Origin of the sequence: Streptomyces sp. NPDC050085 (genome assembly GCF_044460595.1) — a bacterium.
In the GTDB taxonomy this organism is placed as follows: domain Bacteria; phylum Actinomycetota; class Actinomycetes; order Streptomycetales; family Streptomycetaceae; genus Streptomyces.
Genome location: NZ_JBITJZ010000014.1, coordinates 102,062 through 127,724, shown reverse-complemented (window position 1 = coordinate 127,724; position 25,663 = coordinate 102,062). Strand labels below are relative to the sequence as shown.

General features: G+C 71.3%; 24 protein-coding genes and 1 riboswitch. Of the genes, 11 read left to right on the top strand and 13 right to left on the bottom strand.

The window, feature by feature from the left end; genetic code table 11:
- Window positions 1-51: 51 nt before the first annotated feature.
- Complete coding sequence (locus tag ACIBUY_RS35235; RefSeq protein ID WP_365575313.1) at window positions 52-681, bottom strand: TetR/AcrR family transcriptional regulator; 630 nt, start codon at window positions 679-681, stop codon at window positions 52-54.
- Between the two features lie 100 nt (window positions 682-781).
- On the opposite strand from ACIBUY_RS35235, the gene ACIBUY_RS35230 reads away from it, so the two are divergent.
- Genes ACIBUY_RS35230 through ACIBUY_RS35220 form a run of 3 tightly spaced genes read left to right on the top strand, consistent with a single transcriptional unit; the run spans window position 782 to window position 3,209 of the window.
- The gene (locus ACIBUY_RS35230; protein WP_365575316.1) at window positions 782-1,375 is read left to right on the top strand and encodes a DUF6230 family protein; all 594 of its coding nucleotides are present in this window, start codon (window positions 782-784) and stop codon (window positions 1,373-1,375) included.
- On the top strand, window positions 1,366-2,301 hold the full coding sequence (locus ACIBUY_RS35225) for a DUF6114 domain-containing protein (protein WP_399154818.1): 936 nt from the start codon (window positions 1,366-1,368) through the stop codon (window positions 2,299-2,301). The genes ACIBUY_RS35230 and ACIBUY_RS35225 overlap by 10 nt, the downstream gene beginning before the upstream one ends.
- Window positions 2,298-3,209, top strand: a complete 912-nt coding sequence (locus ACIBUY_RS35220) for a hypothetical protein (RefSeq protein WP_399154817.1) — start codon at window positions 2,298-2,300, stop codon at window positions 3,207-3,209. The genes ACIBUY_RS35225 and ACIBUY_RS35220 overlap by 4 nt, the downstream gene beginning before the upstream one ends.
- Here ACIBUY_RS35220 and ACIBUY_RS35215 read toward each other — a convergent pair.
- On the bottom strand, window positions 3,187-3,342 hold the full coding sequence (locus ACIBUY_RS35215; protein ID WP_365575322.1) for an SCO1431 family membrane protein: 156 nt from the start codon (window positions 3,340-3,342) through the stop codon (window positions 3,187-3,189). The two genes, ACIBUY_RS35220 and ACIBUY_RS35215, sit on opposite strands and share 23 nt — an antisense overlap.
- Before the next feature lie 191 nt (window positions 3,343-3,533).
- Between ACIBUY_RS35215 and ACIBUY_RS35210 the strand changes: the two genes are divergently transcribed.
- A complete protein-coding gene (locus tag ACIBUY_RS35210; protein ID WP_399154816.1) occupies window positions 3,534-5,045 on the top strand; it encodes a M1 family metallopeptidase in 1,512 nt (503 codons plus the stop codon).
- 351 nt (window positions 5,046-5,396) lie between these two features.
- Here ACIBUY_RS35210 and ACIBUY_RS35205 read toward each other — a convergent pair whose 3' ends face one another.
- Window positions 5,397-6,770 carry a peptidase C39 family protein gene (locus ACIBUY_RS35205; protein ID WP_399154815.1) on the bottom strand — a complete coding sequence of 458 codons (1,374 nt, stop codon included), beginning with the start codon at window positions 6,768-6,770 and terminating at the stop codon, window positions 5,397-5,399.
- Between the two features lie 240 nt (window positions 6,771-7,010).
- On the opposite strand from ACIBUY_RS35205, the gene ACIBUY_RS35200 reads away from it, so the two are divergent.
- The 3 genes from ACIBUY_RS35200 to ACIBUY_RS35190 all read left to right on the top strand — a co-directional run bounded on the left by ACIBUY_RS35200 (window position 7,011) and on the right by ACIBUY_RS35190 (window position 10,628).
- Entirely contained in the window at window positions 7,011-7,652 is a 642-nt protein-coding gene (locus ACIBUY_RS35200) for a uridine kinase (protein WP_399154814.1), read from the top strand.
- 415 nt (window positions 7,653-8,067) lie between these two features.
- Window positions 8,068-9,936: an AAA family ATPase gene (locus ACIBUY_RS35195; RefSeq protein ID WP_365575336.1), complete on the top strand. Its 1,869-nt coding sequence runs from the start codon at window positions 8,068-8,070 to the stop codon at window positions 9,934-9,936.
- A gap of 32 nt (window positions 9,937-9,968) precedes the next feature.
- Window positions 9,969-10,628, top strand: a complete 660-nt coding sequence (locus ACIBUY_RS35190) for a hypothetical protein (protein ID WP_399154813.1) — start codon at window positions 9,969-9,971, stop codon at window positions 10,626-10,628.
- Between the two features lie 10 nt (window positions 10,629-10,638).
- Here the strand turns inward: ACIBUY_RS35190 and ACIBUY_RS35185 are convergent, their stop codons facing one another.
- From ACIBUY_RS35185 to ACIBUY_RS35145, 9 genes are all read right to left on the bottom strand, one after another.
- On the bottom strand, window positions 10,639-11,724 hold the full coding sequence (locus tag ACIBUY_RS35185; RefSeq protein ID WP_365575342.1) for a hemolysin family protein: 1,086 nt from the start codon (window positions 11,722-11,724) through the stop codon (window positions 10,639-10,641).
- Complete coding sequence (locus ACIBUY_RS35180) at window positions 11,721-13,058, bottom strand: hemolysin family protein (RefSeq protein ID WP_365575345.1); 1,338 nt, start codon at window positions 13,056-13,058, stop codon at window positions 11,721-11,723. The genes ACIBUY_RS35185 and ACIBUY_RS35180 overlap by 4 nt, the downstream gene beginning before the upstream one ends.
- A 246-nt stretch (window positions 13,059-13,304) precedes the next feature.
- Window positions 13,305-13,757, bottom strand: a complete 453-nt coding sequence (locus tag ACIBUY_RS35175; protein WP_365575348.1) for a PH domain-containing protein — start codon at window positions 13,755-13,757, stop codon at window positions 13,305-13,307.
- A gap of 12 nt (window positions 13,758-13,769) precedes the next feature.
- Window positions 13,770-14,618 carry an ATP phosphoribosyltransferase gene (hisG, locus tag ACIBUY_RS35170; protein ID WP_365575351.1) on the bottom strand — a complete coding sequence of 283 codons (849 nt, stop codon included), beginning with the start codon at window positions 14,616-14,618 and terminating at the stop codon, window positions 13,770-13,772.
- A gap of 55 nt (window positions 14,619-14,673) precedes the next feature.
- Complete coding sequence (locus tag ACIBUY_RS35165; protein WP_018534786.1) at window positions 14,674-14,946, bottom strand: phosphoribosyl-ATP diphosphatase; 273 nt, start codon at window positions 14,944-14,946, stop codon at window positions 14,674-14,676.
- 34 nt (window positions 14,947-14,980) lie between these two features.
- Window positions 14,981-15,466 (bottom strand): 6,7-dimethyl-8-ribityllumazine synthase, encoded by a 486-nt coding sequence (gene ribH / locus ACIBUY_RS35160; protein ID WP_365575354.1) that lies wholly within the window; start codon window positions 15,464-15,466, stop codon window positions 14,981-14,983.
- A 44-nt stretch (window positions 15,467-15,510) separates the two neighbouring features.
- Window positions 15,511-16,791, bottom strand: a complete 1,281-nt coding sequence (locus ACIBUY_RS35155; RefSeq protein ID WP_399154812.1) for a bifunctional 3,4-dihydroxy-2-butanone-4-phosphate synthase/GTP cyclohydrolase II — start codon at window positions 16,789-16,791, stop codon at window positions 15,511-15,513.
- Window positions 16,788-17,438, bottom strand: coding sequence for a nicotinamide mononucleotide transporter family protein (locus tag ACIBUY_RS35150; RefSeq protein WP_365575360.1), 651 nt, complete (start codon window positions 17,436-17,438; stop codon window positions 16,788-16,790). The genes ACIBUY_RS35155 and ACIBUY_RS35150 overlap by 4 nt, the downstream gene beginning before the upstream one ends.
- Window positions 17,435-18,055 carry a riboflavin synthase gene (locus ACIBUY_RS35145; RefSeq protein ID WP_399154811.1) on the bottom strand — a complete coding sequence of 207 codons (621 nt, stop codon included), beginning with the start codon at window positions 18,053-18,055 and terminating at the stop codon, window positions 17,435-17,437. The genes ACIBUY_RS35150 and ACIBUY_RS35145 overlap by 4 nt, the downstream gene beginning before the upstream one ends.
- A gap of 157 nt (window positions 18,056-18,212) precedes the next feature.
- Window positions 18,213-18,343, bottom strand: a riboswitch (FMN riboswitch).
- Window positions 18,344-18,591: 248 nt separating this feature from the next.
- Between ACIBUY_RS35145 and ACIBUY_RS35140 the strand changes: the two genes are divergently transcribed.
- The 3 genes from ACIBUY_RS35140 to ACIBUY_RS35130 all read left to right on the top strand — a co-directional run bounded on the left by ACIBUY_RS35140 (window position 18,592) and on the right by ACIBUY_RS35130 (window position 22,725).
- Window positions 18,592-20,946, top strand: coding sequence for a chitinase C-terminal domain-containing protein (locus ACIBUY_RS35140; RefSeq protein WP_399154810.1), 2,355 nt, complete (start codon window positions 18,592-18,594; stop codon window positions 20,944-20,946).
- A 31-nt stretch (window positions 20,947-20,977) separates the two neighbouring features.
- Window positions 20,978-21,877, top strand: coding sequence for an RNA polymerase sigma-70 factor (locus tag ACIBUY_RS35135; protein ID WP_399154809.1), 900 nt, complete (start codon window positions 20,978-20,980; stop codon window positions 21,875-21,877).
- Between the two features lie 104 nt (window positions 21,878-21,981).
- A complete protein-coding gene (locus tag ACIBUY_RS35130) occupies window positions 21,982-22,725 on the top strand; it encodes an NAD(P)H-binding protein (RefSeq protein WP_365575373.1) in 744 nt (247 codons plus the stop codon).
- A 403-nt stretch (window positions 22,726-23,128) separates the two neighbouring features.
- On the opposite strand, the gene ACIBUY_RS35125 is transcribed toward ACIBUY_RS35130, so the two are convergent.
- A complete protein-coding gene (locus ACIBUY_RS35125) occupies window positions 23,129-24,295 on the bottom strand; it encodes an ROK family transcriptional regulator (protein WP_399154808.1) in 1,167 nt (388 codons plus the stop codon).
- Window positions 24,296-24,413: 118 nt separating this feature from the next.
- Here ACIBUY_RS35125 and ACIBUY_RS35120 point away from each other — a divergent pair, with 118 nt between their 5' ends.
- Entirely contained in the window at window positions 24,414-25,625 is a 1,212-nt protein-coding gene (locus ACIBUY_RS35120; RefSeq protein WP_365575378.1) for an MFS transporter, read from the top strand.
- Window positions 25,626-25,663: the final 38 nt, after the last annotated feature.

Sequence of the window (25,663 nt, the reverse complement as noted above, 5' to 3'; positions counted from 1 at the left end):
ACGGCACTTGGGGCGGGGTCCGGGACACCGGGCGCCGCCCCTCGGCGCGGATCAGGGGCGTGGCGGCGCCGGGTAGGACGGTTCGAACTCCTCGATGACCTGCAGGGTCTCGCGGAGCGTGCGCACCAACAGGGCCCGCACCGTGTCCCGTTCGAGCGCGTGGTGGCCGATCCAGTCGAGCGTGACGCCCTCGACGCTGCACAGCCAGCCGAGCAGCGCCATCCGGACCAGCGGGGGCAACTCCGGTTTGCCGTAGGCCCCTTGGGCGATGGTCGCGATCATCGCCTCGCGCACGCCGTCCCGTATGGCCTGCACCTCGGTGTCGAAGCCGACGCCGCCGGTGATGATCGTGCGGTACGCGGCCTGGTGGTGGTCGGCGTAGCGCAGGTAGCCGTCGACGGTGCGGTGGACGCGGTCGGCGGGGGCCAGGTCCGAGACGGTGCTCGCCCGTTCGACGAGGTCGCCGACGGACTCCTCGATGATCGCGAGGTAGTAGCCGCGCTTGGACTTGAAGTAGTAGTAGATCAGCCCCTTGGCGACGCCCGCGTGCTGGGCGATGTCGTCCATGGACAGCGCGTCGTAGGACGTGTCGGCGAACAACTTCCGTCCGATGGCGATGAGTTCGGCACGGCGGGCGACCGAGCGGTCGGTGCCGCGCGCCCGCTGTTGACTATTATTCAATTCCGGCCCTAGTCTCCAACTCCCTGCGGATTCCGCAGTATGGCACCTTCCCGCACCTGCACTTCCCCCTGCGCACCTCACCGTCATCCGGGAGGACGACATGAGCGAAGGCAGAACCAACTGGAGGAAGACGGCCGTCGTGGCCCTGCCGGCCGTGCTCGCCGTCGGCGTGATGACCTCCGTGATGGCACAGGGCGTGCTGGCCGCGTCCTTCGCCGTATCCGGCACCAGCTTCCAGGTGTCGTCGGGCAATCTGAGCAGCAAGGGACTCGCGTCGTACGTCCAGACGGACCGGTCCGTCGACGGGCGCGGGCATCCCGTCGCGCTGCTCGGCATCGGCGACGCGACGCTCTCCGACATCTGCCAGTCCGCCGAGGTCAAGACCCCGGTCGGCACGGTGGTGTTCAAACTGACCGCGGGCGGCGCCGCGGGCGAGGTCACGGCCAGCGACCTCGTCATCGACGGCGAGGACCTGGTGGGCGACGCCCGGTTCGGGACCGCGCAGATCGGGCGGGACGCCTCGACGCTCGACTCGGTGCCCGGAGTCCGGGGCGAGAAGGGGAAGTTCGGGCTGCAGGCCGGGGACATCGAGGTGTCGGGGGTGCGCTCGCACGCCTGGTCGGCGACCGGCGGCAACTTCCGCCTGAAAGGGATGAAGGTCGACGTCAGCATCGGCGGCAAGAAGTGCTTCTGATCCGGCGGGGATGGCTCGACGAGCGGCTGCCGCTGCCCGACGCCCGCCGGGTGGTGCGCCGCTGGCGCCGGACCCGGCCGTTCTGGGCCGGGCTGCTGCTGGTCCTCGGCGGCGCCGAGCTGCTGCTCGTGCCGCTGTCGCCGCTGACCGTGCTGGTGAGTCTGGGGCTCGGCGGGATCGCCGCGATCGGCATCGGGCTCGCGCTGATCGTGGCAGGTCTGTTCCTGTGGTTCCTGCCGCACACCCGGCAGTACGTGAGCATCAACGCCCTTATTCTCTCGGTCCTTTCGTTCGCGGCGACGAATCTGGGCGGGTTCCTGGTCGGCATGGTCCTGGGCATCGCGGGCAGTGCGATGGGGTTCGGCTGGACGCCCGACGAGAGCCGCGGCGGGCGGACCCGGGTCCGCGATCACCAGGGGACGCGCACCCTGACGGTGCTGCTGCCGGTGCTGATCGCGGGCGCGTCGCTGCGCGGCGGCCCGGCGCGCGCGGCGGCCGCGGACGGCGCGGATCAGGTGGTCGCCCCGCGCGTACCGCCCACCGTGACGACGACGCGGTTCTCGCCGAAGGGCTTCCTGTTCGCGGGCGTACGCGAACTGCCCACTGCCGACGGGCCGTTGAAGGTGATGGTGCTGCACATGGATGCCGCCTCGCTCACCGACTACCGGCTGCACACCCGGGACGGCTCGCGCGAACTGGCCCTGGGCGCCGACACGTTGGACCTCAGCGGACGGGTGACCCTGTACCTCACAAGGTTCAGCGGGTGCCTGGAGGGCGTGCTGTGCCTGACGTTCACGCCGGACCGGCTGCCGGTGCCGCCCGTCGTGCCGCCGTTCGTGTACATGACGCAGGTGGACGCCGAGCAGGCCCTGGTGACCTCGGACTCCATCGTCGCGGGCGGGCTCACCCTGGGGGCGACGCCGTGATCGAGATCCAGGCGGCCCTGTTCTGGGCGTACGGCGCGGGCGCCACGTTCGCCCTCGCGGCCGGGCGGCAGCTCCAGCTGTGGGAGCGGATCAACGCGGGCGAGGGGCCGCGCACCCGCAGCCGCGCCGCCAATCCGTATCTGACGCTGACGATCCTGTTCGCGAGCGTGCTGATGGTGCCGACCGGCCTGTTCCTGCTGTGGCAGAACCCGTCGTGGGCCACGATGCACGTCGCGGACGGGCACCGGGGCGTATGGGCGGGCTTCGTGCTGCTGTACGCGGGCGGGATCCCGGTCGCGGCGATCCTCGGGTTCCTCGCGGCGCAGGCCCTGGTGCTCGTGGGCGCGGGCTACTGGGCGTACTTGCAGTGCGTCGGCGGATACTTCCTGCTGTTCGGGACGCTGATCCACGGCTGGGACGGGCGCGGGTACGAGCGGTTCCTGTCCCCGGGGTCCGGCGACTTCGCGCGCTGGGCGCACGACAGCGTCGTCAATCACGTACTGGACTTCCTGACGTCCGGGACGTTCCTGGCGCTGTTCCTGTTCGGGGCCGTCGTCATCGGCACGATGCTGATGACGGAGATCGGCTGGCTGATGGAGGGCTGGACGCTGCCCGGCGCGGACCGGGACCGGAAGGTGCCGCGCGTCGTCGCCGTCGGGATCGCGGCAGCAGGGGTGTACGGGCTGCCGTTCGCGGGCGCCCTGTGCGCGAGCGGCCTGGTGCGGCTGCTCGGCGGGTGGCTCGGGCTGCCGCTGTTCGCGGTCCTGGCCGGATTCGTGCTGCTGGCCCGGCGCTCACCGGTGCGGTGGCTGTACGGGCTCGTCGGCGTGCCCGACCGGCACTGGCGGGTGGAGCCCGAGGCCGAGTCGGCGGTCGTGGCTCAGGTCACATCCAGCCGACCTGAGTGACGAACATCGCGAGCACCACCACGAAGGTCCAGCCCAGGACGTGCTCGAGGATCTTCGGGCCGTCGTCCTTCGGGCCGCCGGTGCGGGCGCGCGAGCCGACGGGTGCGGAGCTGGTGGCAGAGCTTGCGGTCATGGGTGTCTCGCTCGGTTCGTGGGCGTGGTGCTGACTCCCCCGGTGCGCCCGGGTCCCCTCCGGCGCTCACTCCACCATGCCATCGGAACGGCTCGCCGCGGCCGAGACCTTGGTCACGCACAACCGGGCCACAGTGCCGTGCGTCCCACACTGCGACGCGTTCCGTCCGACAGGAAGGTGCACGATCCACGATGAGCACGCACCGGACGCCCCGCCGCAGAACCCGGCTCGCCCTCGCCGCGGCCGTCACCGTCACCGCCGCGCTGATCGGGCCGGCCGCGGTCTCGCGGGCCGACGCCACGCAGTCCGACGCCACGCAGGCCGCCGACGAGACGCCGACGCCGGGCGCCGCCGGTCTCGGTGACCCGATGTTCCCGCTCGACGGCAACGGCGGCTACACGGTCCGCCACTACACGCTCGACTTCGACTGGCAGGCGCCGCGGACCCCGTTCGCCGCGCAGACGACGATCAGAGCGACGGCAACGCAGGCGCTGTCCCGCTTCGACCTGGACTTCGCGGGCAACGAGCTGCGCTCGGTCACCGTGAACGGCCGTGCGGCGCAGACCAGGCGCGACGGCGACGAGCTGATCATCACGCCCACGTCCCCTCTCCACAAAGGCAGTTCCTTCACGGTGAAGGTGGCGTACACCGCGGATCCGACCCAGCTGCGCCACCGCGACGACGCGATCGAGGACTACGGCTGGATACCGACGCCCGACGGCACGGTCCTGTACCCGCAGCCCAACGGCGCCAAGATGATCTTCCCGGCCGATGACCACCCCGGCCGGCGCGCCCCGATCACCTTCCGCGTCACCACGCCCGCCGGTCTGACGGCGGTCGCGAACGGCAGGCTCGTCGACCGGTCCGCGCGGCCCGACGGCCGGGTCCGCTGGACGTACGACTCGGAGCAACCGGTGGCCACGCAACTCGTCCAACTGGCCATAGGGAAGTTCCGGTTGATCGACGGCAAGGACCCGGGCGGGTTACCGCTGCGCGACGTCGTCCCGGACGCACTGGTGGCGCCGACCCAGCAGTACCGCGACCTGACGCCTGATCACCTGGCCTGGTTGCAGGCGCGGTTGGGCCCGTACCCCTTCGACCGGTACGGCGTCCTCGTCGGCGACACCGACCTGGGCGTGGCCCTGGAGACCCAGACCCTGTCCCTCGTCCCGAAGGCCGACCTGCTCGGCACGAAGGTCGACGCGGAGCGCAACCTGGTGCACGAACTGACCCACCAGTGGTTCGGCGACAGCGTGTCCATCGCCACGTGGTCCGACCTGTGGCTCAGCGAGGGCCACGCCCGCTTCTACGAGCGCCTGTACTCCGAGGCGCACGGCGGCGACAGCTTCGAGACCGCGATGAAGACGGCGTACGCGGCCCACGACCAGTGGCGCCACGACTACGGCGCCCCCGCCGAGCCCACCGAGCCGAACCTCTTCAAGCGCATGCGCTACGACGGCTCGGCGCTCGTTCTGTACGCGCTGCGCGAGCAGGTCGGCGCGGACACGTTCCAGCGGATCGAGCGGGCCTGGCTCACGCAGTACCGGGGCAGGGCGGCCTCGACGGCGGACTACATCGCGCTGGCCTCGCAGGTCGCGGGCCACGACCTGTCGGGCTTCCTGCGGCCGTGGCTGTACGGGGCCAAGACCCCGCCGATGCCGGGGCATCCTGACTGGGTGGTGACGCCGGTGGCGACGGGCTGATCGACGGTCCTATTCTCCTGCCGTGGCGAACTGGCGGCGTTCTCTGGCGAGGTGGTTCTGGGCCGCGGACCGGGCTCTCGGCGGTCTGCGGCCACCTACGCGGTCGCAGAAGTGGGCGGCCCGGCATCCGATCGGCGTCGGTCTGTGCATGGCCGTTCCCTTCGCACTCTTCTTCTTGGCGCTGTCGAGTGACGGGGAAGCGGCCGATCCCGTGGGCGCCGTGGTCGGTGGCCTGCTGATCGGACTCGTCTTCGGCCTCACGGCCTTCAGCGAGCGACTCAGGCAGAGGCGGCTTCGGCGCCTGGGCGTATGGGACGGATCCTGACGGCCAGGCGCCGACGTCACGTCACGTCAGCGGATGCCCACGGCCGCCAGTGCCTTGCGCTGCTTCGGGGTCGGGCGGGCCGGGAAGTACAGGTAGCAGACGCCGCCCGTGCCGGAGACGACCTTGCCGGTCGCGTTGTAGCGCTTGGTGCGCAGCCAGATCGTCTCCCACTCCGAACGCTTGTAGACGCGGCGCACCGCCGGGTCGCTCGGTGAGGCCGGGTCGTTGGCGATGACGTCGCCGTCGGCGGTGAAGCCGATGACCGTCATGAGGTGCCCGGACGTGCCGTAGCCCGCGCCGGTCAGCTCCGTCTTGAGGAACGACTGGGACGTTATGGCCGGGATGCCGGCCGCGATCAGGGTCTCCAGGTCGGTCAGCGAGGACAGCCGGGTGACGACGCCCTGGAGGTCCTTGTACGTCGCCGCGTACGCCGCGTTGAAGGGCCAGTTGCCGCAGCCCTCGTACTGGTAGTCGTACGTGAAGCGGGCGGCGTTGCAGACCTGCGGATCGGTGTAGGAAGGGTCGACCCAGGACAGCTGGTCGGCGCTCGGCCTGCGGCCCCAGTACTCGATGATCATCTGCGAGGAGGTGGGGCTGCACCAGGCCTCGCCGCCGTTGTCGTACTCGGGGTACTGGCCGTCGTGGATGCTCTGCGAGTAGCGCGGGACCGCGAGCTCCTTGGCCAGGTGCGGCGTGGACGCCGGGACCGTGAAGCGGTCCGGGACGTCCGAGCCCATGGCGCCGAGCCGCCAGACCGTCGGCGCGGCCTTCGACCCCGGGGTGCGCAGCAGGGTCAGCCGCAGCCGGTACGAGACGAGCCGCAGCCCGGAGGCCGCGTCGTCGATCGAGAAGGTGTCCGTCCAGATGCTCGACCTGCCGTCGCTCTGGTCGTCGACGGACGTGCGGCGGATGTCGACGTCCTTGTCGTCCCCCGCGGTCCAGCGCCCCATCACGTACCAGGGTGTCTGTGTCCCGTCCGTGTAGGTGCCCTGGAGCTCGATCTGGATCCAGGTGCCGGCCGGGGTGTGCGCGTTCCACGAGGCGATGACCTCGGTGGCGGGGACGCTCAGCCGGTGCAGCGGCGAGAGCCACTGCGCGTACTCCCACTCGGCGGTCCGGTTCAGGTGCGGATCGGTGTACGTCGTCGTGCCGGCGGCCCTGGCGATGCTCACGCCGGGGCGGGCGCCGGCCACGACGTGGATCCCCTCGCCCGCGCCGGAGTGCCAGTCGGCGTACGTCGTCCAGGCGCGGTTGTCCACGAGGCGTGCGGGGTCTTTCTTGTGCGTCGTCGTCGCTTGTGCGGTGCCCGTGGCCGCCGTCGTGGTGGCGAGTGCGACGCCTGCGGCCGCGGCGAGGACGGTTCTGCGGGAGGGGCGGGAGGCCGGATCGGGTCGGGTCATCGGGTGGATCCCCCAGTCGACGAGTGGGACGGACGGAGCGAGAAGGGTGTTGAGGGTGGAGCGTGCGGCCGGGGCAGCTGCGGGGCCTGGTGGAACAGTGCGCCAACTATGGCCGCAGGAGCGGGATTTCCACCAGCGTTTCGAGGGCTGTCACACGGACCAATATTGGTATCGACCACTGGCATGACCTGCGGCGGCGTGCGCCAAACCTGCGGCGCCCGCCGACGTACGCTTGCCGCTGTGAGCTATCAGCGCGTCCCCCTCGCCCCGTACGCCGACCGGCTGCGCCGGCTGCCGCCCTCCGTCGGTCCCGTGCGCCTCGTCGGCATCGACGGGCACGCGGGCTCCGGGAAGTCCACCTTCGCGACCCGGCTGGCCGAGGCGCTCGGCGGGGCGCCGGTGCTGCGCCTCGACGACATCGCGAGCCACGACGCCCTGTTCGCGTGGACGGACCGGCTGCGGACGCAGGTTCTCGCCCCCCTCGCGCAGGGCGAGAGCGCACGCTACGAGACGTACGACTGGCACGCCCGCGGCTTCGACGGCGTACGTCAACTCCCGCCCGCGGACGTGGTCCTGGTCGAGGGCGTCGGTGCGGGTCGGCGTGCGCTGCGGCCGCATCTCGCGCGGCTGCTGTGGATGGAACTGGCGCCCGAGGCGTCGTGGGCGCGCGGGCGGGCCCGGGACGGTGCGGCACAGGAAGCCTTCTGGGACGGCTGGATCCCCGCGGAACGCAAACACTTCACCGAGGACCCCTCCCGGCCCTTCGCCGAGGAATTGGTAAGAGAGTGCCCCGAGGGATACGAGATGCGCGAGGGGCCCGGTGGGACCAGGTCGGCCCGTTGGAATGTCACTCAGGGTGAGGGACCGCCAGCGGTGCGCTGAACCCCTCGAATCGGCCTTCCGCCAGTTTCTCCGAGTGCCCCAACTCTGCTTGACCGAGGGGCCGTACAGGACTTACGTTCTCAATGTGCGGCCTTCGGGACCGCCCGCAGACGCGAAGCCCCCGGTTGTTCCCCCGTGATCGGGGGCTTCGTTCTGCCCGCAATGCCCTTTCCCGCACGCGCCCGGGCACGCTTCGTTCACCCTGGGTTACCATCGGGCACCGCGCTCACCTGCATGAAATCCCCGCTGTGCGCCCGCCGTTGCACCGATCCGACGCCGCCGCGCCCTACGGCCGATCAGGCCCCCGCAGGTACGATGCCTTCGGTGCGGCCTACGGACGGCTTGCTGTCCGCACCGTGGCAACTCCCGTCCATGACAGAGCGGTTCATCGGGGGCACGGTTTGTGGGGGACGTGATGGACTTCGGCACTGGTGCGCCGACGGGCCCGGCCGACCTCGCCTGGCTGCGGGGCGTCGACGCCTACACCATGGGCGCGTATCCGCAGGCGGAGGAGGAGTTCCGGGCCGCCGTGCGGATGGACCCCGGGATGGCCGACGGCTGGCTCGGGCTGCACGCCCTGCGCATCGACACGACGACGGCGCTGCTGCGGATGTTCCGGCACCGCGACCGGTTCGGCGAGCAGCGCACCCGGCACCGGCGCACCCTCAACTCCTGGTACTGGCTGGGCTGGTGGGTGCAGCCGGTGCTCGAGCATCCGCGGGACCTGTTATTGGCGCACGCCTCGCACTGGCTCGACGGGCGTCATGTCCCGGAGCTGGACCAGGCGTTGGCCACCCTGCCGCCGGTCGAGGCCGATCCGCAGGTGCGGTTCCTGCACGCGTGCCGGGCCTATCTGGTCAAGGACTGGGAGCAGTTGGTCCGGCACACGGAGTCCCTGATCGACGACGCGATGCTCGGCATCGAGGCCGGGCTCTTCGGCGGGATGGCGCGGGTGCGCCTGGAGATGTACGGGCAGGCGGAGCCGCTGCTCTCCTCGGCCCTGATGCGCTGCCGCAGCGAGCAGCCGCAGCGCAAGGAACTGCGCTACTGGCTGGCCAGGGCGCACGAGGGCACGGGCCGCAGCGCGGCCGCGCTGCCCCTGTACCGGGCGGTGCACCGGGTCGACCCGGCGTTCATGGACACCTCGGCGCGGCTCGCGGCCATCGCCGAGGCGGACGGGTACGGGGACTTCGGGGACGGCCCCGACCTCGCCCCGCTGACCCTGACGGGATATCAGGACGGCCTGGACGGTGGGGAGTCGGTCGATCCGCTGTACGCGAGCGACGGGCGCGACCTGAAGGTCACCGAGCCCGACCTGCCGCCGCCCGCGGAGGACGCGGAGCCGGACATGGTGCGGGAGAAGGCCGTCGTCCCGGTGTCGGCGCCGCTGCCCGCGGGTCCGGCCGATCCGGCGCTCCTGGAGGAGGCTCTGTCGGAACTGGAGCTGATGGTGGGCCTGGAGCCGGTGAAGCGCCAAGTGAAGGCGCTCTCCGCCCAGTTGAACATGGCGCGGCTGCGCGCCGGACAGGGCCTGCCCGTACAGCCGCCCAAGCGCCACTTCGTCTTCTCCGGCCCCTCGGGCACCGGAAAGACGACCGTCGCCCGGATCCTCGGCCGGGTCTTCTACGCGCTCGGCCTGCTCGGCGGCGACCATCTCGTGGAGGCGCAGCGCGCGGACCTGGTGGGCGAGTACCTCGGCCAGACCGCCGTGAAGGCGAACGAGCTGATCGACTCGGCGATGGGCGGGGTCCTCTTCGTCGACGAGGCGTACGCGCTGTCCAACTCCGGCTACGGCAAGGGCGATGCGTACGGCGACGAGGCGCTGCAGGTGCTCCTGAAGCGGGCCGAGGACAACCGGGACCACCTCGTGGTGATCCTGGCCGGCTACCCCGAGGGCATGGACCGGCTGCTCGCGGCGAACCCCGGCCTTTCGTCGCGCTTCACGACGCGGGTCGACTTCCCCTCGTACCGACCGCTCGAACTCACCTCCATCGGCGAGGTGTTGGCGGCGGAGAACGGGGACGCCTGGGACGAGGAGGCGCTGGAGGAGCTGCGCTCGATCGCCGGGCACGTGGTGGAGCAGGGCTGGATCGACGAGCTCGGCAACGGCCGGTTCCTGCGGACGCTGTACGAGAAGTCCTGTGCGTACCGGGACTTGAGGCTCACGGGCTATCTGACCGATCCGTCCCGCGACGACCTGGCCACGCTCAGGCTGCCGGATCTGATGCAGGCGTACGGAGAGGTGCTCAGCGGGCGGGGGCCGCAGGATCCCGCGGGGCCCTGACCGGTGGGCTCCCGCACCCTTAGGGTGTCCGCATGCTGACCGGTACCGCCGCGCGTCAATGGTCCACCACGCTGGACCGCTCGTTCCTCGACGTGATCGAGGCGTACGGCCTGGTGGCGCAGCCGGACTCGCGGGCGTTCGGCGCCCACGTGGAGAAGGCCGTCAAGGACAGCTGGGAGGACCTGTGCGGCCAGTGGCGGGCCGACCCGCTGCCGGAGCCGGGGCGCCGGTCCATCTATGACGCCGGGTTCCGCGCGGCGGGTGAACTGGTGGGCGTCGACTTCAAGTCCAAGGACCTGGCCGAGGGCCGGTACTCCGACGGCGGGGTGTGCAGCGTCGGGAACCTGCTGCGCTTCTACGCGGACGGCGCCAACTACTTCATCACCGAGTTCGGCTACGCGCTGACGGGCCGGACCGCCCGGTTCTCGTACGTGCGGACCGCGCCCTTCCACGTGCTCCCCGCCTCGATGTACCGCATCGAGAACCTGGGCACGGGCCAGGTCCGTCTGAACGGGACGCTGGAGAGCTGTTGGGGCGACATCGAGTGGGACAGACCCCTCGCGGGCTTCCTCGACCTCTTCCTGGAGCTCGCGGAGGCCCACTACGACCGCGTCGCCCGGGCCGCACAGGCCCGGGCGACGACACTGGCCCGCTACCGGGCCTCGGGCTACACGGCCCTCGGGCGGTTCTGAGCCCTGCCTCTCAGGAGGCCTGGCTCAGGGCGGGACCCGCCTGCCGGGCCGGCGGTACCGGGGCCTCGTCGCGGTGCGCCGGGTCCCTGACCTCCCCCACCAGCAGTTCCAGTACGTCCTCCAGCGCCACGAGGCCGAGCACGCGGCCCGAGGCGTCGGCGACCTGGGCCAGGTGCGTGGCCGCCCGGCGCATCACCGTGAGGGCGTCGTCCAGCGGAAGCTCCGCGCGCAGGGTCGTCATCGGCCGCCAGATCTGCTGGGGGACGGCGCGGTCCGTGTCGGGGCCGTCGATCAGGTCGAGGACGTCCTTGACGTGGAGGTAGCCCATGAAGGCGCCGGACTCCGCGCTGACGGGGAAGCGGGAGTAGCCGGTGCGGCCGGTGAGTTCGATGATCTCCGCCGGGGTGACCGAGGGGCCCACGGTGATCAGGGACGCCCGGTCGAGGAGCACGTCCGTGACCGGGCGCGAGCCCAGCTCCAGCGCGTCCTCGAGGCGCTCCTGCTCCTCGGGGCCGAGGAGTCCCGCCTGTCCCGAGTCCTCCACGAGGCGGTTCAGCTGCTCGCTGGTGAAGACCGCCTCGACCTCGTCCTTCGGTTCCACGCGGAACAGTTTCAGGACGAGGCGGGCGCAGGCGCCGAGGGCGATCGTGACCGGCCGGCACAGACGGGCGAAGGCGACGAGCCCCGGGCTGAACCACAGCGCGGTCTTCTCGGGAGCGGCCATCGCCAGGTTCTTCGGCACCATCTCGCCGATCACCAGGTGCAGGGAGACCACCGCCGCGAGGGCCACCACGTAACCCAGCGGGTGGATCATGCCGTGCGGCAGGTGGACCGCCTCGAAGACGGGTTCCAGGAGGTGGGCCACCGTCGGCTCGGCCACCGCGCCCAGGGTCAACGAGCAGACGGTGATGCCGAATTGGGCCGCCGCCATCATCTGCGGCAGGTGCTCGAGCCCGTACAGGACCTGCTTGGCCCGCTTGCCGGGGACGGGCTCGATCTGACTGCGGCGTACGGAGACGAGAGCGAACTCCGCGCCCACGAAGAAGCCGTTGGCGAGGACCAGCAGGACGGCGAAGACGAGTTGCAGGGCGCTCATCGGGCCGCCTCCAGGACGGGCTCGGCGGCGTCCGTCGTACGGACGATGCGGACGCGTTCGGCGCGGTAGTGGTCGACCTGGCGGACCGCGAGGCGCCAGCCCGGCAGCTCGGCCCTGTCGCCGGGGGCCGGGATCCGGCCCAGGAGGTCGGCGACCAGGCCCGCGACGGTCTCGTACGGGCCCTCGGGGACGTCGAGTCCTATGCGGCGCAGGATGTCGACGCGGCAGCTGCCGTCGGCGTCCCAGGCGGGCCTGCCGTCCTCGGGCGGCGCCGCGGCGAGTTCGGGCAGGTCGAGCCGGTCGTGCTCGTCGCGGACCTCGCCGACGAGCTCTTCCACGATGTCCTCCAGGGTGACGACGCCGGCCGTGCCGCCGTACTCGTCGACGACGACCGCCATGGGCTGCTCGCTGCGCAGGCGGGCGAGGAGCGGCTGCACGGGGAGGGTCTCGGGGACGAGCAGCGGGGGCTGCGCTATCCGCCCGACCGGGGTGCGCAGTCTCTCGTGCGCGGGCATCGCCAGGGCGTCCTTGAGGTGGACCATGCCGATGACCTCGTCGATCCGCTCCCGGTAGACGGGGAAGCGGGACAGGCCGGTGGCGCGGGTCAGGTTGATCACGTCCTCGGCGGTGGCCGACGCCTGCAGGGCGCTCACCTTCACGCGCGGCGTCATCACGTGCTGCGCGGTCAGCTCGGCGAGCGAGAGGGTGCGCACGAACAGGTCGGCCGTGTCCTGCTCCAGGGCGCCCGCCTGTGCGGAGTGCCGGGCGAGGGAAACCAGTTCGCCCGGGGTGCGGGCGGAGGCCAGTTCGTCGGCGGGTTCGACGCCGAGGGTGCGCACGAGGCGGTTGGCGACGGTGTTCAGCAGGGAGATCACCGGGCGGAACAGGCGGGCGAAGACCGTCTGGGGGCCGGCGACGAAGCGGGCCACCTGGAGCGGCTTGGACACCGCCCAGTTCTTCGGGACGAGTTCGCCGATCACCATCTGCACGGCGGACGCGAGCAGCATGCCGACGACGACGGAGACGCCGCCGACGGCGCCCTCGGGGATGCCGATGGCCGTGAAGGGGCCGCGCAGCAGCTCGGCGAGGGCCGGTTCGGCGAGCATGCCGACGACCAGGGAGGTGATGGTGATGCCGAGTTGGGTGCCGGAGAGCTGGAAGGAGAGTTCCTTCAGGGCGCTCACGACGGTACGGGCGCGCTTGTCGCCCGCGGCCGCCGCCTGTTGGGCGTCCTGGCGTTCGACGGTGACGAGCCCGAACTCGGCCGCCACGAAGAATCCGTTGGCGAGGATCAGGAGGAAGGCAGCCGCAAGGAGCAGCAACGGGATGGTCATGCCGCCGCCTCCGTGGACGTACGCGAACGGGTCGCGCTATGTCGGGAGGGGGCGGCGCAGGTACTACCGGACGATCCGTCCATCGCTGGAGGGAGTCACTCCTCGGTCAGTAGGATCCCCCGGCCGCCCGTCCGGGCGCGTCGGGGGCGGGGCGGCGCACGATGCATGCCCCGCCACCAGATTAATCAAGTCGGGGCGTTGTACGTCAGGGCGTACACCCCTGAGTCAGCCCTGAAGTCCAGGACGTCAGCTCTGAAGTCCCGTGTGGGCGGCTTCTGTCAGGGCTCGTAGGGCTTTCGCGTCGCGGATCGCCGTCTGCTTGGCGATGCCGGGCTGGATGCCCATCGCCGCGAGGCTCGTGCCGTCGGTGAGGTTGAGGAACACCCAGGGGTCGCCGGGCCGCAGGTTGACCTGGACGATCTCCGCCCAGGCCAGGCGGCGGCTGCGGGCCACGTTGACGACGGTGACGCCCCGGTCGTCGGCGACGACCTTGGGGCGTGCGAGCAGCCCGAGGACGCCCCAGAACAGGGCCGCGGTGAAGACGAAGCTGGTCTTCTCCCCCGGGCTCAGCCCCTTGAGCAGCAGCGCGATCACGGTGATCACGACGAAGCACGCGGCGCCGAGCCCGTGCAGGATCGCCCGGGTGCGGCCGGGCCGGAAGGTGACGGGCAGCCCGGGAAGTTCGGTCGGGTCAGACATGGCGGAACGTCCTCAGAGGCGGCAGGCGTGGATGGCCGTGGTGAGGATGGCCCGCGCGCCCAGGGCGTACAGGTCGTCCATGATGCGCTGCGCGTCCTTGGCGGGGACCATGGCGCGCACGGCGACCCAGCCCTCGTTGTGCAGCGGCGACACGGTCGGCGACTCGAGGCCCGGGGTGAGGGCGACGGCCTTCTCCAGGTGCTCGGCGCGGCAGTCGTAGTCCATCATCACGTACGTACGGGCGACGAGGACGCCCTGGAGGCGGCGCAGGAACTGCTGCACCTTCGGGTCGTCGGCCGTGGCGCCCTTGCGCCGGACGACGCACGCCTCGGACTTCATGATCGGCTCGCCGAAGACCTCGAGCCCGGCGTTGCGCAGCGAGGTGCCGGTCTCGACGACGTCGGCGATGGCCTCGGCGACGCCCAGCTCGATCGCGGTCTCGACGGCGCCGTCGAGGTGGACCACGGAGGCGTCGACGCCGTGCTCGGCGAGGTACTTGCCGACGATGCCCTCGTACGAGGTGGCGATCGTGCGGCCCGCCAGGTCCGCGAGGTCCTTGACCGCGCCGGGGCGGGAGGCGAAGCGGAACGTGGAGCGGGCGAAGCCGAGCGGCAGGATCGCCTCGGCGTTGGCGCCCGAGTCGATCAGCAGGTCCTCGCCGGTGATGCCGATGTCGAGCTTGCCGGAGGACACGTAGATCGCGATGTCCTTGGGGCGCAGGTAGAAGAACTCGACCTCGTTGTCCGGGTCGACCGTGACGAGTTCCTTGGACTCCTTGCGCTGGCGGTATCCGGCCTCATGGAGCATCGCCGACGCAGGTCCGGACAGTGAACCCTTGTTGGGGACGGCGATGCGCAGCATGAGGTCGGATTCCTTTGCGAAATGAGGGAGTTGGGTCAGGAACGGGCGGTACGGCTCAGAGGTGGGCGTACACGTCGTCGAGGGAGATGCCGCGGGCGACCATCATCACCTGGACGTGGTACAGCAGCTGCGAGATCTCCTCGGCGGCGGCTTCCTTGCCCTCGTACTCGGCGGCCATCCAGACTTCGGCGGCCTCCTCGACGACCTTCTTGCCGATGGCATGGACGCCCTTGCCGACCAGCTCTGCGGTGCGGGAAGTGGCGGGGTCGCCGGTGGCGGCCTTCTGCTGGAGCTCGGTGAAGAGCTCCTCGAACGTCTTATTGGACATGGTGGCCCCTACTTTACGCGGCTCTCCCGTGCCCTTAACGCCAGGGTTCCGAGACCGTACGCAGCGTGGTCGCGGTGGCGACGGCCGCGGTGACCGCTTCGTGCCCCTTGTCCTCGTTCGAGCCCTCGATGCCCGCACGGTCCAGGGCCTGCTCCTCGGTGTCGCAGGTCAGCACGCCGAAGCCGATGGGGACGCCGGTGTCGACGGAGACCTGGGTGAGTCCGTTCGTGACGCCCTGGCACACGTACTCGAAGTGCGGGGTGCCGCCGCGGATGACCACGCCGAGCGCGACGATCGCGTCGTAGCCGCGGCCCGCGAGGACCTTGGCGACGACCGGCAGCTCGAAGCTGCCGGGGACGCGCAGCAGCGTCGGCTCGTCGATGCCGAGCTCGTGCAGGGCGCGCAGGGCGCCGTCGACCAGGCCGTCCATGACCTTCTCGTGCCACTGGGCGGCGATGACGGCCACGCGCAGGTCGCCGCAGTTCTTCACGCTCAGTTCGGGTGCACCCTTGCCGCTCACGCGCTTCTCCTCGTACGTACGTAGATGAACAGTCGGTCGGTGGACTACTGGTTGTTGCAGGCGGACGTCTGGGGGGCGTCGAGCCAGGGCAGGTCGTGGCCCATCCGGTCCCGCTTGGTGCGCAGGTAGCGGAGGTTGTGCTCGCCCGCCGTGATCGGCATGGGCTCGCGGGCGGTGACCTCGAGGCCGTGCCGGGTGAGGGCGTCGACCTTGTCGGGGTTGTTGGTCATCAGGCGCACGCTGCGTACGCCCAGGTCGGTGAGGATCTGGGCGCCGGCCGCGTAGTCGCGGGCGTCGGCGGGCAGGCCGAGCTCCAGGTTGGCGTCGAGGGTGTCGCGGCCCTGCTCCTGGAGCTCGTAGGCGCGCAGCTTGGACAGCAGGCCGATGCCGCGGCCCTCGTGTCCGCGCAGGTAGACGACGACGCCCCGGCCGCCCTCGACGATGCGGCGCATCGACTCCTCCAGCTGGGGGCCGCAGTCGCAGCGCTGGGAGTGGAAGACGTCGCCGGTCAGGCACTCGGAGTGGATGCGGGCCAGCACGTCGTCGCCGTCGCCGATCTCGCCGTGCACGAGGGCGACGTGCTCGACGCCGTCGACGGTGGAGCGGTAGCCGTACGCCGTGAACTCGCCGAAGGCGGTGGGCAGTTGGACGGTCGCCTCACGCTTGACGGTCGGCTCGGCGGAGCGCCGGTACGCGATCAGGTCCTCGATGGAGATGATCGTCAGGCCGTGCTTGCGGGCGAACGGGATCAGGTCGGGCAGGCGCAGCATGACGCCGTCCTCGCCCGCGATCTCGACGATGGCGCCGGCCGGGCGCAGGCCCGCGAGGCGGGCCAGGTCGACGGCGGCCTCGGTGTGGCCGTTGCGCACGAGCACGCCGCCGGGCTTGGCGCGCAGCGGGAAGATGTGGCCGGGGCGGACGAAGTCGCCCGCCTCGGCCGTACCCGACGCGAGCAGCCGCAGCGTGGTGGCGCGGTCGGACGCCGAGATCCCGGTGGTGACGCCGTGGGCACCGGAGGCGTCGACGGAGACGGTGAAGGCGGTCTTCATCGACTCCGTGTTGTTGCCGACCATCTGCGGCAGGTCGAGCCGATCCAGCTCGTCGCCCTCCATGGGCGCGCAGATCAGGCCGCGGCACTCGCTCATCATGAAGGCGACGATCTCGGGCGTGATCTTCTCGGCGGCGACGATCAGGTCGCCCTCGTTCTCCCGGTCCTCGTCGTCGACGACCACGACGGGGCGGCCCGCGGCGATGTCACGAATGGCCTGCTCGACCGGGTCCAGGGAGAGGTCCTCGACCTCGTACAGAACGGTTGCCGTGCTCATGCGTGGGCTCCTTCGAGCGCAGGGGCGGAGGCCGCGGCCGCGCGGGACCGCAGCCACCAGTCGCGCATGCCCCACAGGACGAGCGCGCCGTAGATGACGTAGACGAAGCCGGAGAAGGCGAAGCCGTTGGCGAAGTTCAGCGGGACGCCGACGGCGTCGACCAGGAGCCAGGCGAACCAGAACTCGACCATGCCGCGCGCCTGGGCGTACATCGCGACGACCGTGCCGACGAAGATGTACGCGTCCGGCCACGGGTCCCAGGACAACGACGGGTACGCGGTGAACAGGCCGCCCACGGCGAGCGTGCCGACGGCCGCGGCGCCGATCAGGGCGCCGCGCTCGCGCCAGGTGGCGAACCGGACGGCGATGGAGCCGTCCTGCGCCGTGCCCTTGCCGCGGTTCCACTGCCACCAGCCGAAGAGGGCGACGACGATGACGACGAGCTGCTTGCCTGCGCTGCCCGACAGGTGGGCCGTCGCGAAGGCGGTCAGCAGGATCGCGCCGGAGATCAGCTGGGCGGGCCAGGTCCAGATGGAGCGGCGCCAGCCGAGCGCGAGGGCGATCAGGCCGATGATGTTGCCGATCATGTCGGACCAGAGGATGTGCTGGTCGAAGATCGTGAACGCTTCGGAGTTGAGCCAGTTCACTTCGTGTCCCCCGGGGTGCTGCCGTGGCCGAGCATGCGCTCGACGTACTTCGCGATGACGTCGACCTCGAGGTTGACCGGGTCGCCGGGCTGCTTGAGGCCGAGCGTGGTCAGCGCGAGCGTGGTCGGGATGAGGCTGATGGTGAAGTAGTCGACGGCGGCCTCGACGACGGTCAGGCTGACGCCGTCGACCGTGATCGAGCCCTTCTCGACGACGTACCGGGACAGCTCGGCCGGGAGCGAGACCTTGACGATCTCCCAGTGCTCGGAGGGCAGTCGCTCGATGATCGTGCCGGTGCCGTCGACGTGGCCCTGCACGATGTGTCCGCCGAAGCGGCCGTCGGCGACCATCGGGCGTTCGAGGTTGACGCGGGAGCCCGTGGCGAGCGCGCCGAGGCTGGAGCGCTTGAGGGTCTCGGCCATGACGTCGGCGGTGAAGGCGTCGGCCTCGTGCTCGACGACCGTGAGGCACACGCCGTTGACCGCGATGGAGTCACCGTGCTTGGCGCCTTCGGTGACGACGGGGCCGCGGACGCGGAAGCGACATGCGTCGACCGGGCTGCCGAGCATCTCGACGGCGGTGATCTCGCCCAGCTCTTCGACGATTCCGGTGAACACTTCCCGAGTCCTCCCTCATAGGGCACGGACTCCGGGGCACTGTCGTACGACGACGACAGAACGTACGGACGACGACACCGGGAGCGACAACGCCGAACGCAGGGCACCTGTGGGGTGCCCGGAACAGACGGCGACGCGCACACTGGGTGCCCGCCCGCCGCGCACTGCCTCCCATCCGGACTTTAACCGTCGGTCCAGGAATTTCACCTGGTCAACCGGTCACTGGAAGTGACCGGGTCGCGGACTGTAACCGCCGGTTCGGACTTTCACCGACCCCGGAGTGCGCTGCTTCTGGTACACGGCCAGTGTGCCACGTCCGATCGATGTGCATGCATGCGATCCCTGTGGGCTGACTCACAGGGCGTGGCGCTGGTTTTCGCGAGCTGCCGGGAATACGGCGCCAACTTGCCTGGTGGGTGCGGTGGTTGAGAGTTGATCGAGATTGGTACAGACCTATTGACGCGCTGGTCTAGTCCTCTTAAGTTCCTCGCAACCTGCTCGAGCACCACCGCTCCCTCTCCCCAGGAGGAACCGCCGTGCCGTTCTCCCGTCCCCACAGACGCCCGCGCTCCGTACTGCTGGCCGGAGCCGCCGCCGTCGCGGGGCTGTTGCTCGCCTCGCTGCCCGCGACGGCGTCCCGGGCCGACGCCTCCGACAACCAGGAGTCCTGTCGCCCCGACGGCCTCTACGAGACGCCCGGCGTCTCCGTCCCGTACTGCTCGGTCTACGACAGCGACGGCCGCGAGAAGATGGGCGCCGACCACCAGCGCCGGGTCATCGGCTACTTCACCGGCTGGCGCACCGGCAAGGACGGCACGCCCGCCTATCTCGCCTCCGACATCCCGTGGGACAAGGTCACCCACCTCAACTACGCCTTCGCACACGTCGATTCGGGCAACAGGATCTCGGTGGGCTCCGACGGCGCGACGAACGCCGCGACGGGTATGACGTGGCCGGGGGTCGCGGGCGCGGAGATGGACCCGGACCTGCCGTACAAGGGCCACTTCAACCTGCTCACCAAGTTCAAGAAGCAGCACCCGAACGTCAAGACCCTGATCTCCGTGGGCGGTTGGGCCGAGACCGGAGGCTACTTCGGGGACGACGGCAAGCGCGTCGACTCCGGCGGCTTCTACGCGATGGCCACGAACGCGGACGGCAGCGTCAACCAGACGGGCATCGACACGTTCGCCGACTCGGCCGTCGCGTTCATCCAGAAGTACGGCTTCAACGGCGTCGACATCGACTACGAGTACCCGACGACGATGAAGGACGCGGGCAACCCGCTCGACTGGTCGCTCTCGAACGCCCGCAGGGCCGGACTGGTCAAGGGCTACGCGGCCCTGATGAAGTCCCTGCGCGAGAAGCTCGACCGCGCGGGCGCCGCCGACGGCAAGCACTACCTGCTCTCCGTCGCCGCCCCCTCCTCCGGGTACCTGCTGCGCGGCATGGAGACCTTCCAGGTCCAGAAGTACCTGGACTACGTCAACATCATGTCCTACGACCTGCACGGCGCCTGGAACGAGTACGTCGGCCCGAACGCCTCGCTGTTCGACGACGGCAAGGACGCCGAACTCACCGCCGCGGGCGTGTACTCGACGTCCCAGTACGGCGGCACCGGCTACCTCAACACCGACTGGGCGTACCACTACTTCCGCGGCTCGATGCCCGCGGGCCGGATCAACATCGGACTGCCGTACTACACGCGGGGGTTCAAGAACGTACAGGGCGGGACGGACGGGCTGTGGGGCAGGGCCGCGTCGACCGACTGCCCCGCGGGTGCGGGCCTGACCAAGTGCGGTGACGGGGCCGTCGGGATCGACAACCTCTGGCACGACCTCGACACCAACGGCAAGGAGGCGCCCGCCGGTTCGAACCCGATGTGGCACGCCAAGAACCTGGAGAAGGGCATCCTCGGGGACTACGTCACGAAGTACGGCTTCCCCGCCGACACCAGGCTGACCGGTACGTACAAGCGGAACTACGACTCGACGCTCGTCGCGCCGTGGCTGTGGAACGCCGACAAGAAGGTCTTCCTGTCGACCGAGGACGAGCAGTCGGTCGCGGCCAAGGCCTCCTACGTCGCGGACAAGGGCATCGGCGGCGCGATGATCTGGGAGCTGGCCGGCGACTACGGGTGGAACGCGGCGAAGGGCCAGTACGAGCCGGGCGACACCCTGACGTCCACGCTCTACGACGCCTTCAAGTCGGCGACGCCGTACGGTGCGAAGCGGTCCACGATCGACCTGCCGAGCGAGGCGCTCGACATCGACGTGAACTTCGGGGAGTTCCCGCTCGGCGACTCCAACTACCCGATCTCGCCCAAGGTGCGGATCACGAACAACACGACCGCGACGCTGCCGGGCGGCACGGAGTTCCAGTTCGACTACGGGACCTCGGCGCCCGCCAACGCCAAGGACCAGTCCGGGTTCGGCACCACGATCGTGCGCAGCGACCACAGCGGCAGCAACGCGGGCGGCCTGAAGGGCGACTACAACCGGGTCTCGCTCAAGCTCCCGGGCTGGCAGTCGGTGGCGCCGGGCGCCTCCGTGACGGTGGACTTCGTGTACTACCTGCCGGTGTCGACGCCCTCCAACTGGACGGTCACGTTCGGCGGGAAGACGTACGCGCTCGCCGGTGATCTGGCGCGCGGCACGAGCGTCGTGCAGCCGGGGCCGGGGTCGACGTCCTCGCCGTCGCCGTCGCCCACGCCGACTCCCACGTCCGGCGGCGCGACCTGCACGGCGGCCGAGTGGAGCGCGACGTCCGAGTACGGCACGGGCACCGTCGTTGCGCACGGCGGGCACTCCTGGAAGGCGAAGTGGTGGACGAAGGGCGAGGAGCCCGGGACCACCGGCGAGTGGGGGGTGTGGCAGGACCAGGGTCCCTGTTGACCTCGACGGACGCTCTGGCACGCTGGGGGGCGTGACGACTGCTGTTGACCCTGATCCGACCGTCGAGTTCGAGAGCCTGCGCCCGCGGATGTTCGGGCTCGCCTACCGGATGCTCGGGTCCGCCGAGGAGGCACAGGACACGGTGCAGGACGCGTACCTGCGCTTCCGGGCCACCGAACCCGGGGCGATCGAGCACCTGGGTGCCTGGCTCGCCAAGGTCGTCACGAACCTCTGCCTCAACCGCCTCGCCTCGGCCCGCGTACAGCGAGAGCAGTACGCGGGCCCCTGGCTGCCCGAGCCCGTCGTCACCTCGGACGGCGCGCTCGGGCCACTGGAGTACGCCGAGCGGCGCGACGCGGTGTCCTGCGCGCTGCTGCTGCTCCTGGAGCGCCTCACGCCGACGGAGCGGGCGGTGTACGTGCTGCGGGAGGCGTTCGCGTACGGCTATCGGGAGATCGCCGACGTGCTCGGCCTCGGCGAGGCCAACTGCCGTCAGCTGTACCGGCGTTCGGTCGCCCGCATGCACGCGGACGAGTCGCGCTTCGAGGCCGCCGAGCCGGTGCGGCGCGAGCTCGTGGAGGCGTTCGTGCAGGCGGCCCGGGAGGGCGATCTGGCGGGCCTGGAGAAGTTCCTCGCCGCCGACGTGACCTGGCGCAGCGACGGCGGCGGCAAGGTGTCGTCCGCACTGCGGCCCATCGAGGGGCGCGACAAGGTGCTGCGGTTCCTGGCCGGCATCGTGGAGAAGTACGCGGCGGGCTGGGACATGGCGATCGCCGAGGTCAACGGGGCGCCCGCGGTGGTCGCGCGGTCCGGCGACGCGATCGTCGGCGTCACCTCGTTCGAGATGCGGGACGGTGTCGTCCTGGCCGGGCACACAGTGATGAACCCGGACAAGCTGGGGTTCGTGAGCCGTCAGCTGGCCGGCTCCTGACATTCGATCCCCGCCGCTGTCACATTCGCGGCGGCTCGTCGGTTCTCAGCTGACGACGGGCGCTCCGCACGGGAGCGCCCCGGGCACAGAGGGACTGATGCACGATGACCACGATCCTGGTGACCGGCGGGACCGGAACGCTCGGCCGGCACGTCACCGAGCGGCTGCGCGCCGGCGGGCACGAGGTGCGGGTGCTGAGCCGGCACGCCGAGCCGTACGCCGTGGACCTGCGCGAGGGCGGGCCCGCACTCGACCGGGCCGTCCGGGACGTGGACGTGATCGTGCACTGCGCGTCGACGCCGCGCGGCGGTGACGAGCGGGCCGCGCGGAACCTGATCGAGGCCGCGCGCGCCGCGCAGGTGCCGCACCTCGTCTACATCTCGATCGTCGGCGTGGACGAGGTGCCGTACGGCTACTACCGGGCGAAGCACGCGGTGGAGAAGCTGGTCGAGGAGTCGGGGCTCGGCTGGACGGTCCTGCGCACCACCCAGTTCCACGATCTGGTGGTCCAGGTCCTGGACGCCTTCGCGAAGCTGCCGGTGCTGCTGCTTCCGGCGGGCGTCAGCGACCAGCCGCTGGACGTGACCGAAGTCGCCGACCGGCTGGCCGAGTTGGCGCTCGGCTCGCCCGCCGGGCGCGTGCCCGACATGGGCGGACCCGAGGTCCGGGCGTTCGACGACCTGGCCCGCGCGTATCTGCGGGCGACGGGGCGGCGGCGGCCCGTGGTGAACGTGCGGCTCGCGGGGAAGGCGTACGGGGCGTTCCGTGCGGGCGGACATCTCGCTCCGGAGCGGGCCGTGGGGACGGGGACGTTCGAGGAGCACCTGGCTCGGCGCGGCGGGGTCTGAACCTGAACCCGGCCTCCGCCGGCCGCGTCGCCGGGTGCGGCTCCGGCGGGGCTTCTCGCGCAGTTCCCCGCGCCCCTGGAGATGCGCACTTCGTGCGTGATCTCCACCGGGAAGGCAGCGGCCTTCAGGGGGAAGGCGCGGCGAAGCCGCAGCTTTCAGGGGCGCGGGGAACTGCGCGAGAAGCCCACCCGAGCCGCACCCGACGACCAACACGGCCCCGCCGCGTCTAGGGCCTGTCTCTCAGATCCCTCCGTCCGCCCGGAGGGCGGGCCCTGCGGCGTCTGGTGCGTGCTCTCGGCTTGCCGGGGGCCGACCCTCGTACTGGATGTACTTGGGTCTGCGCCCGGTGAGGCGAGAGTGCGTGCCAGGCGTCGCGGGGCAGGAGGGATCTGAGAGACAGGCCCTAGCCCGCCCCGAACACGTCCTCCTGCGCCGCGCCCCGCGCCATGAGCAGCGCTCCGCGCAGCACCGCTCCCCCGCCGAGCTCGCCCGCCCGTACCTGCGTCGCCAGCGGGGACATCACGGTCAGGCGGTCCGCGACCCGGCGGGCCAGGTCGTCGCCGCCGGCCCGGCCGACCTCCCCGGCGAGAACGACGCAGCCGGGGTCAAGGACGGCCACCACCGCGGCGACGCCGAGGACCACCCGGTCGGCCAGGGCGTCAAGGAAGCCCGCCGCGCCGGAGGTCACCGCATCCCGTACCACCTCCGCGGCCCGCTCCACCGGCTCCCCGGGCTCCACCAGGCCGTGCGCGACGGCGAGTTGGAGGATCGCGCCCGAGCCTGCCAGGGAGTGGTAGCCGCCGCCGCAGTCCGTGGCGGAGGGCAGGCTGTCCGTGCCGGGGACCGGGAGGAAGCCGACCTCCCCGGTCCCGCCGGACGCGCCGCGGCGCAGTCTGCGGTCCAGGACGACCGCCGCGCCGATGCCGAGTCCGAGCCAGAGCAGGACGAAGGTGTCCCGGTCGCGGGTGGCGCCGTCGCGCTGCTCGGCGAGGGCCGCGAGGTTCGTCTCGTTCTCCACCAGCACCCGGGCCGGGAGCCGCTCCTGGAGCGCGGCGACGAGGCGGCGGTGCCACTCGGGCAGGCCGGACGAGTCGCGCAGTTCGCCCGACGCCGGGTCGATCAGGCCGGGGGCGCCGACGCCGACGGTGTGCAGCCGCTCGGCCCCGGCCTCCTTCGCCGTACGTTCCAGGAGGGCGACCGCGCGGTCGACGGCGGCGCCCGTCTGCTCGCCCGGTTCGATCGGCAGCGCGGCCTGTGCGAGGACCTTGCCGAGCAGGTCGGCGACGACGAGCCGGACGCCCTCGGTGCGCACGTCGAGCGCCGCGAGGTGCGCGCGGTCGGCGACGATCCCGTAGAGCTTGGCGTTCGGGCCGCGCCGCTGGGCACCCGCCTCCCCGACGACCGCGACGAGCCCGGAGGCGGTGAGGCGCTCGACGAGGTCGGCGACGGTGGGCCTGGACAGGCCGGTGAGGTCCTTCAACTGCCCCGCCGTCAGCGGCCCTTCCTCCTGGAGGAAGCGCAGCGCGAGCCGGTCGTTGATGGCCCGGGCGGTGCTCGGTGATGCGGGCATGGCGAGATCCTACGCCGAAACGGGTTAACTATCAGGCAGGGTTCCTGATAGTTTACGGCCGCGGCCTGGGGACGGGTATGGGGCGGCACAAGGGGACGTACCGGGAGGGACCCATCGGATGAGTGAAGTGACGTACGCGCTGAGGGACTTGAAGCGGGCGCGCTATGCCGTCGCGGCCGTCTTCTGCGTCCATGGCGCAGTGACCGGTTCCTTCGCGACCCGGGTGCCGTGGATCCAGGACCACGCGGGCGTGAGCGCGGGCCAGCTCGGTCTCGCGCTCGCCTTCCCGGCGATCGGCGCCTCCGTGGCGATGCCGCTGGCCGGCAGCGTGAGCCACCGGTTCGGGGCGCGCACGGCGCTGCGCGGGCTGCTCGCCCTGTGGACGCTGGCGCTGACCCTGCCCTCGCTCGCCCCGAACCTGCTCACGCTCTGCGCGGTGCTCTTCGTCTACGGCGCGACGGCCGGCATGTCGGACGTGGCGATGAACGCGCTGGGCGTCGAGATCGAGACCCGCCTCGACAAGTCGATCATGTCGGGGCTGCACGGCATGTGGAGCGCCGGTGCGCTGATCGGCTCGGCCGGCGGCACGCTCGCCGCGCACATCGGCGCGGACGCCCGGCTGCACCATCTGCTGGCCGCCGCGGTGCTGACCGTCGTCGGGTTCGCGGCCTGCCAGTGGGTGCTCGACCTGCGGCCGACCGCGGACGAGGAGCCGCCGCCGCGGTTCGCCCTGCCGCCCAAGTCCGCGCTGCTGATCGGCGCGGTCGGCTTCTGCGCCGTCTTCGCCGAGGGCGCGAGCCTGGACTGGTCGGCGGTGTACCTGCGGGACGTGCTCGACACCTCGGCCGGTCTCGCGGCGGCCTGCACCACGGCGTTCACGCTCACCATGGCCGTCGCCCGGATCGCGGGCGACGCGGTGGTCGACCGGTTCGGCGCGGTGCGCACCGTGCGGGTGAGCGGCGTGATGGCCACGTGCGGCGCGCTGCTCGTCGTCGTGGCCCCGAACCCGCCCGTGGCGATGGCCGGATTCGGACTGCTCGGCCTCGGCATCGCGGTCGTCGTGCCGCTCGCCTTCGCGGCGGCCGGGCGCAGCGGCCCGAACCCGAGCCAGGCCATCGCCGGCGTCGCCACGATCACGTACACCTCGGGCCTCATCGCCCCGTCGGCGATCGGCACGGTCGCGGACGCGACGAGCCTGGTGGTGTCGTTCGGTCTGGTGACGGCACTGACCTGCGGGCTGATGCTGTTCGCGGGCGTCCTGCGCGGCGGCGACCGCACGCCCACGGCTGCCCGGAAGGCCCAGGACCCCTCGCCCGCCCGCACGAACTGACCGTCCCCGGGCGGGGATTCAAAGACAGACGCTCAGGG

Coding starts and splice junctions, on each gene's coding strand:
- ACIBUY_RS35230 (WP_365575316.1), top strand. CDS start 782: ATGAGCGAAGGCAGAACCAACTGGAGGAAGACGGCCGTCGTGGCCCTG.
- ACIBUY_RS35215 (WP_365575322.1), bottom strand. CDS start 3,342: ATGACCGCAAGCTCTGCCACCAGCTCCGCACCCGTCGGCTCGCGCGCC.
- ACIBUY_RS35210 (WP_399154816.1), top strand. CDS start 3,534: ATGAGCACGCACCGGACGCCCCGCCGCAGAACCCGGCTCGCCCTCGCC.
- ACIBUY_RS35205 (WP_399154815.1), bottom strand. CDS start 6,770: ATGACCCGACCCGATCCGGCCTCCCGCCCCTCCCGCAGAACCGTCCTC.
- ACIBUY_RS35195 (WP_365575336.1), top strand. CDS start 8,068: ATGGACTTCGGCACTGGTGCGCCGACGGGCCCGGCCGACCTCGCCTGG.
- ACIBUY_RS35190 (WP_399154813.1), top strand. CDS start 9,969: ATGCTGACCGGTACCGCCGCGCGTCAATGGTCCACCACGCTGGACCGC.
- ACIBUY_RS35185 (WP_365575342.1), bottom strand. CDS start 11,724: ATGAGCGCCCTGCAACTCGTCTTCGCCGTCCTGCTGGTCCTCGCCAAC.
- ACIBUY_RS35180 (WP_365575345.1), bottom strand. CDS start 13,058: ATGACCATCCCGTTGCTGCTCCTTGCGGCTGCCTTCCTCCTGATCCTC.
- ACIBUY_RS35175 (WP_365575348.1), bottom strand. CDS start 13,757: ATGTCTGACCCGACCGAACTTCCCGGGCTGCCCGTCACCTTCCGGCCC.
- hisG (WP_365575351.1), bottom strand. CDS start 14,618: ATGCTGCGCATCGCCGTCCCCAACAAGGGTTCACTGTCCGGACCTGCG.
- ACIBUY_RS35165 (WP_018534786.1), bottom strand. CDS start 14,946: ATGTCCAATAAGACGTTCGAGGAGCTCTTCACCGAGCTCCAGCAGAAG.
- ACIBUY_RS35155 (WP_399154812.1), bottom strand. CDS start 16,791: ATGAGCACGGCAACCGTTCTGTACGAGGTCGAGGACCTCTCCCTGGAC.
- ACIBUY_RS35130 (WP_365575373.1), top strand. CDS start 21,982: ATGACCACGATCCTGGTGACCGGCGGGACCGGAACGCTCGGCCGGCAC.
- ACIBUY_RS35125 (WP_399154808.1), bottom strand. CDS start 24,295: ATGCCCGCATCACCGAGCACCGCCCGGGCCATCAACGACCGGCTCGCG.
- ACIBUY_RS35120 (WP_365575378.1), top strand. CDS start 24,414: ATGAGTGAAGTGACGTACGCGCTGAGGGACTTGAAGCGGGCGCGCTAT.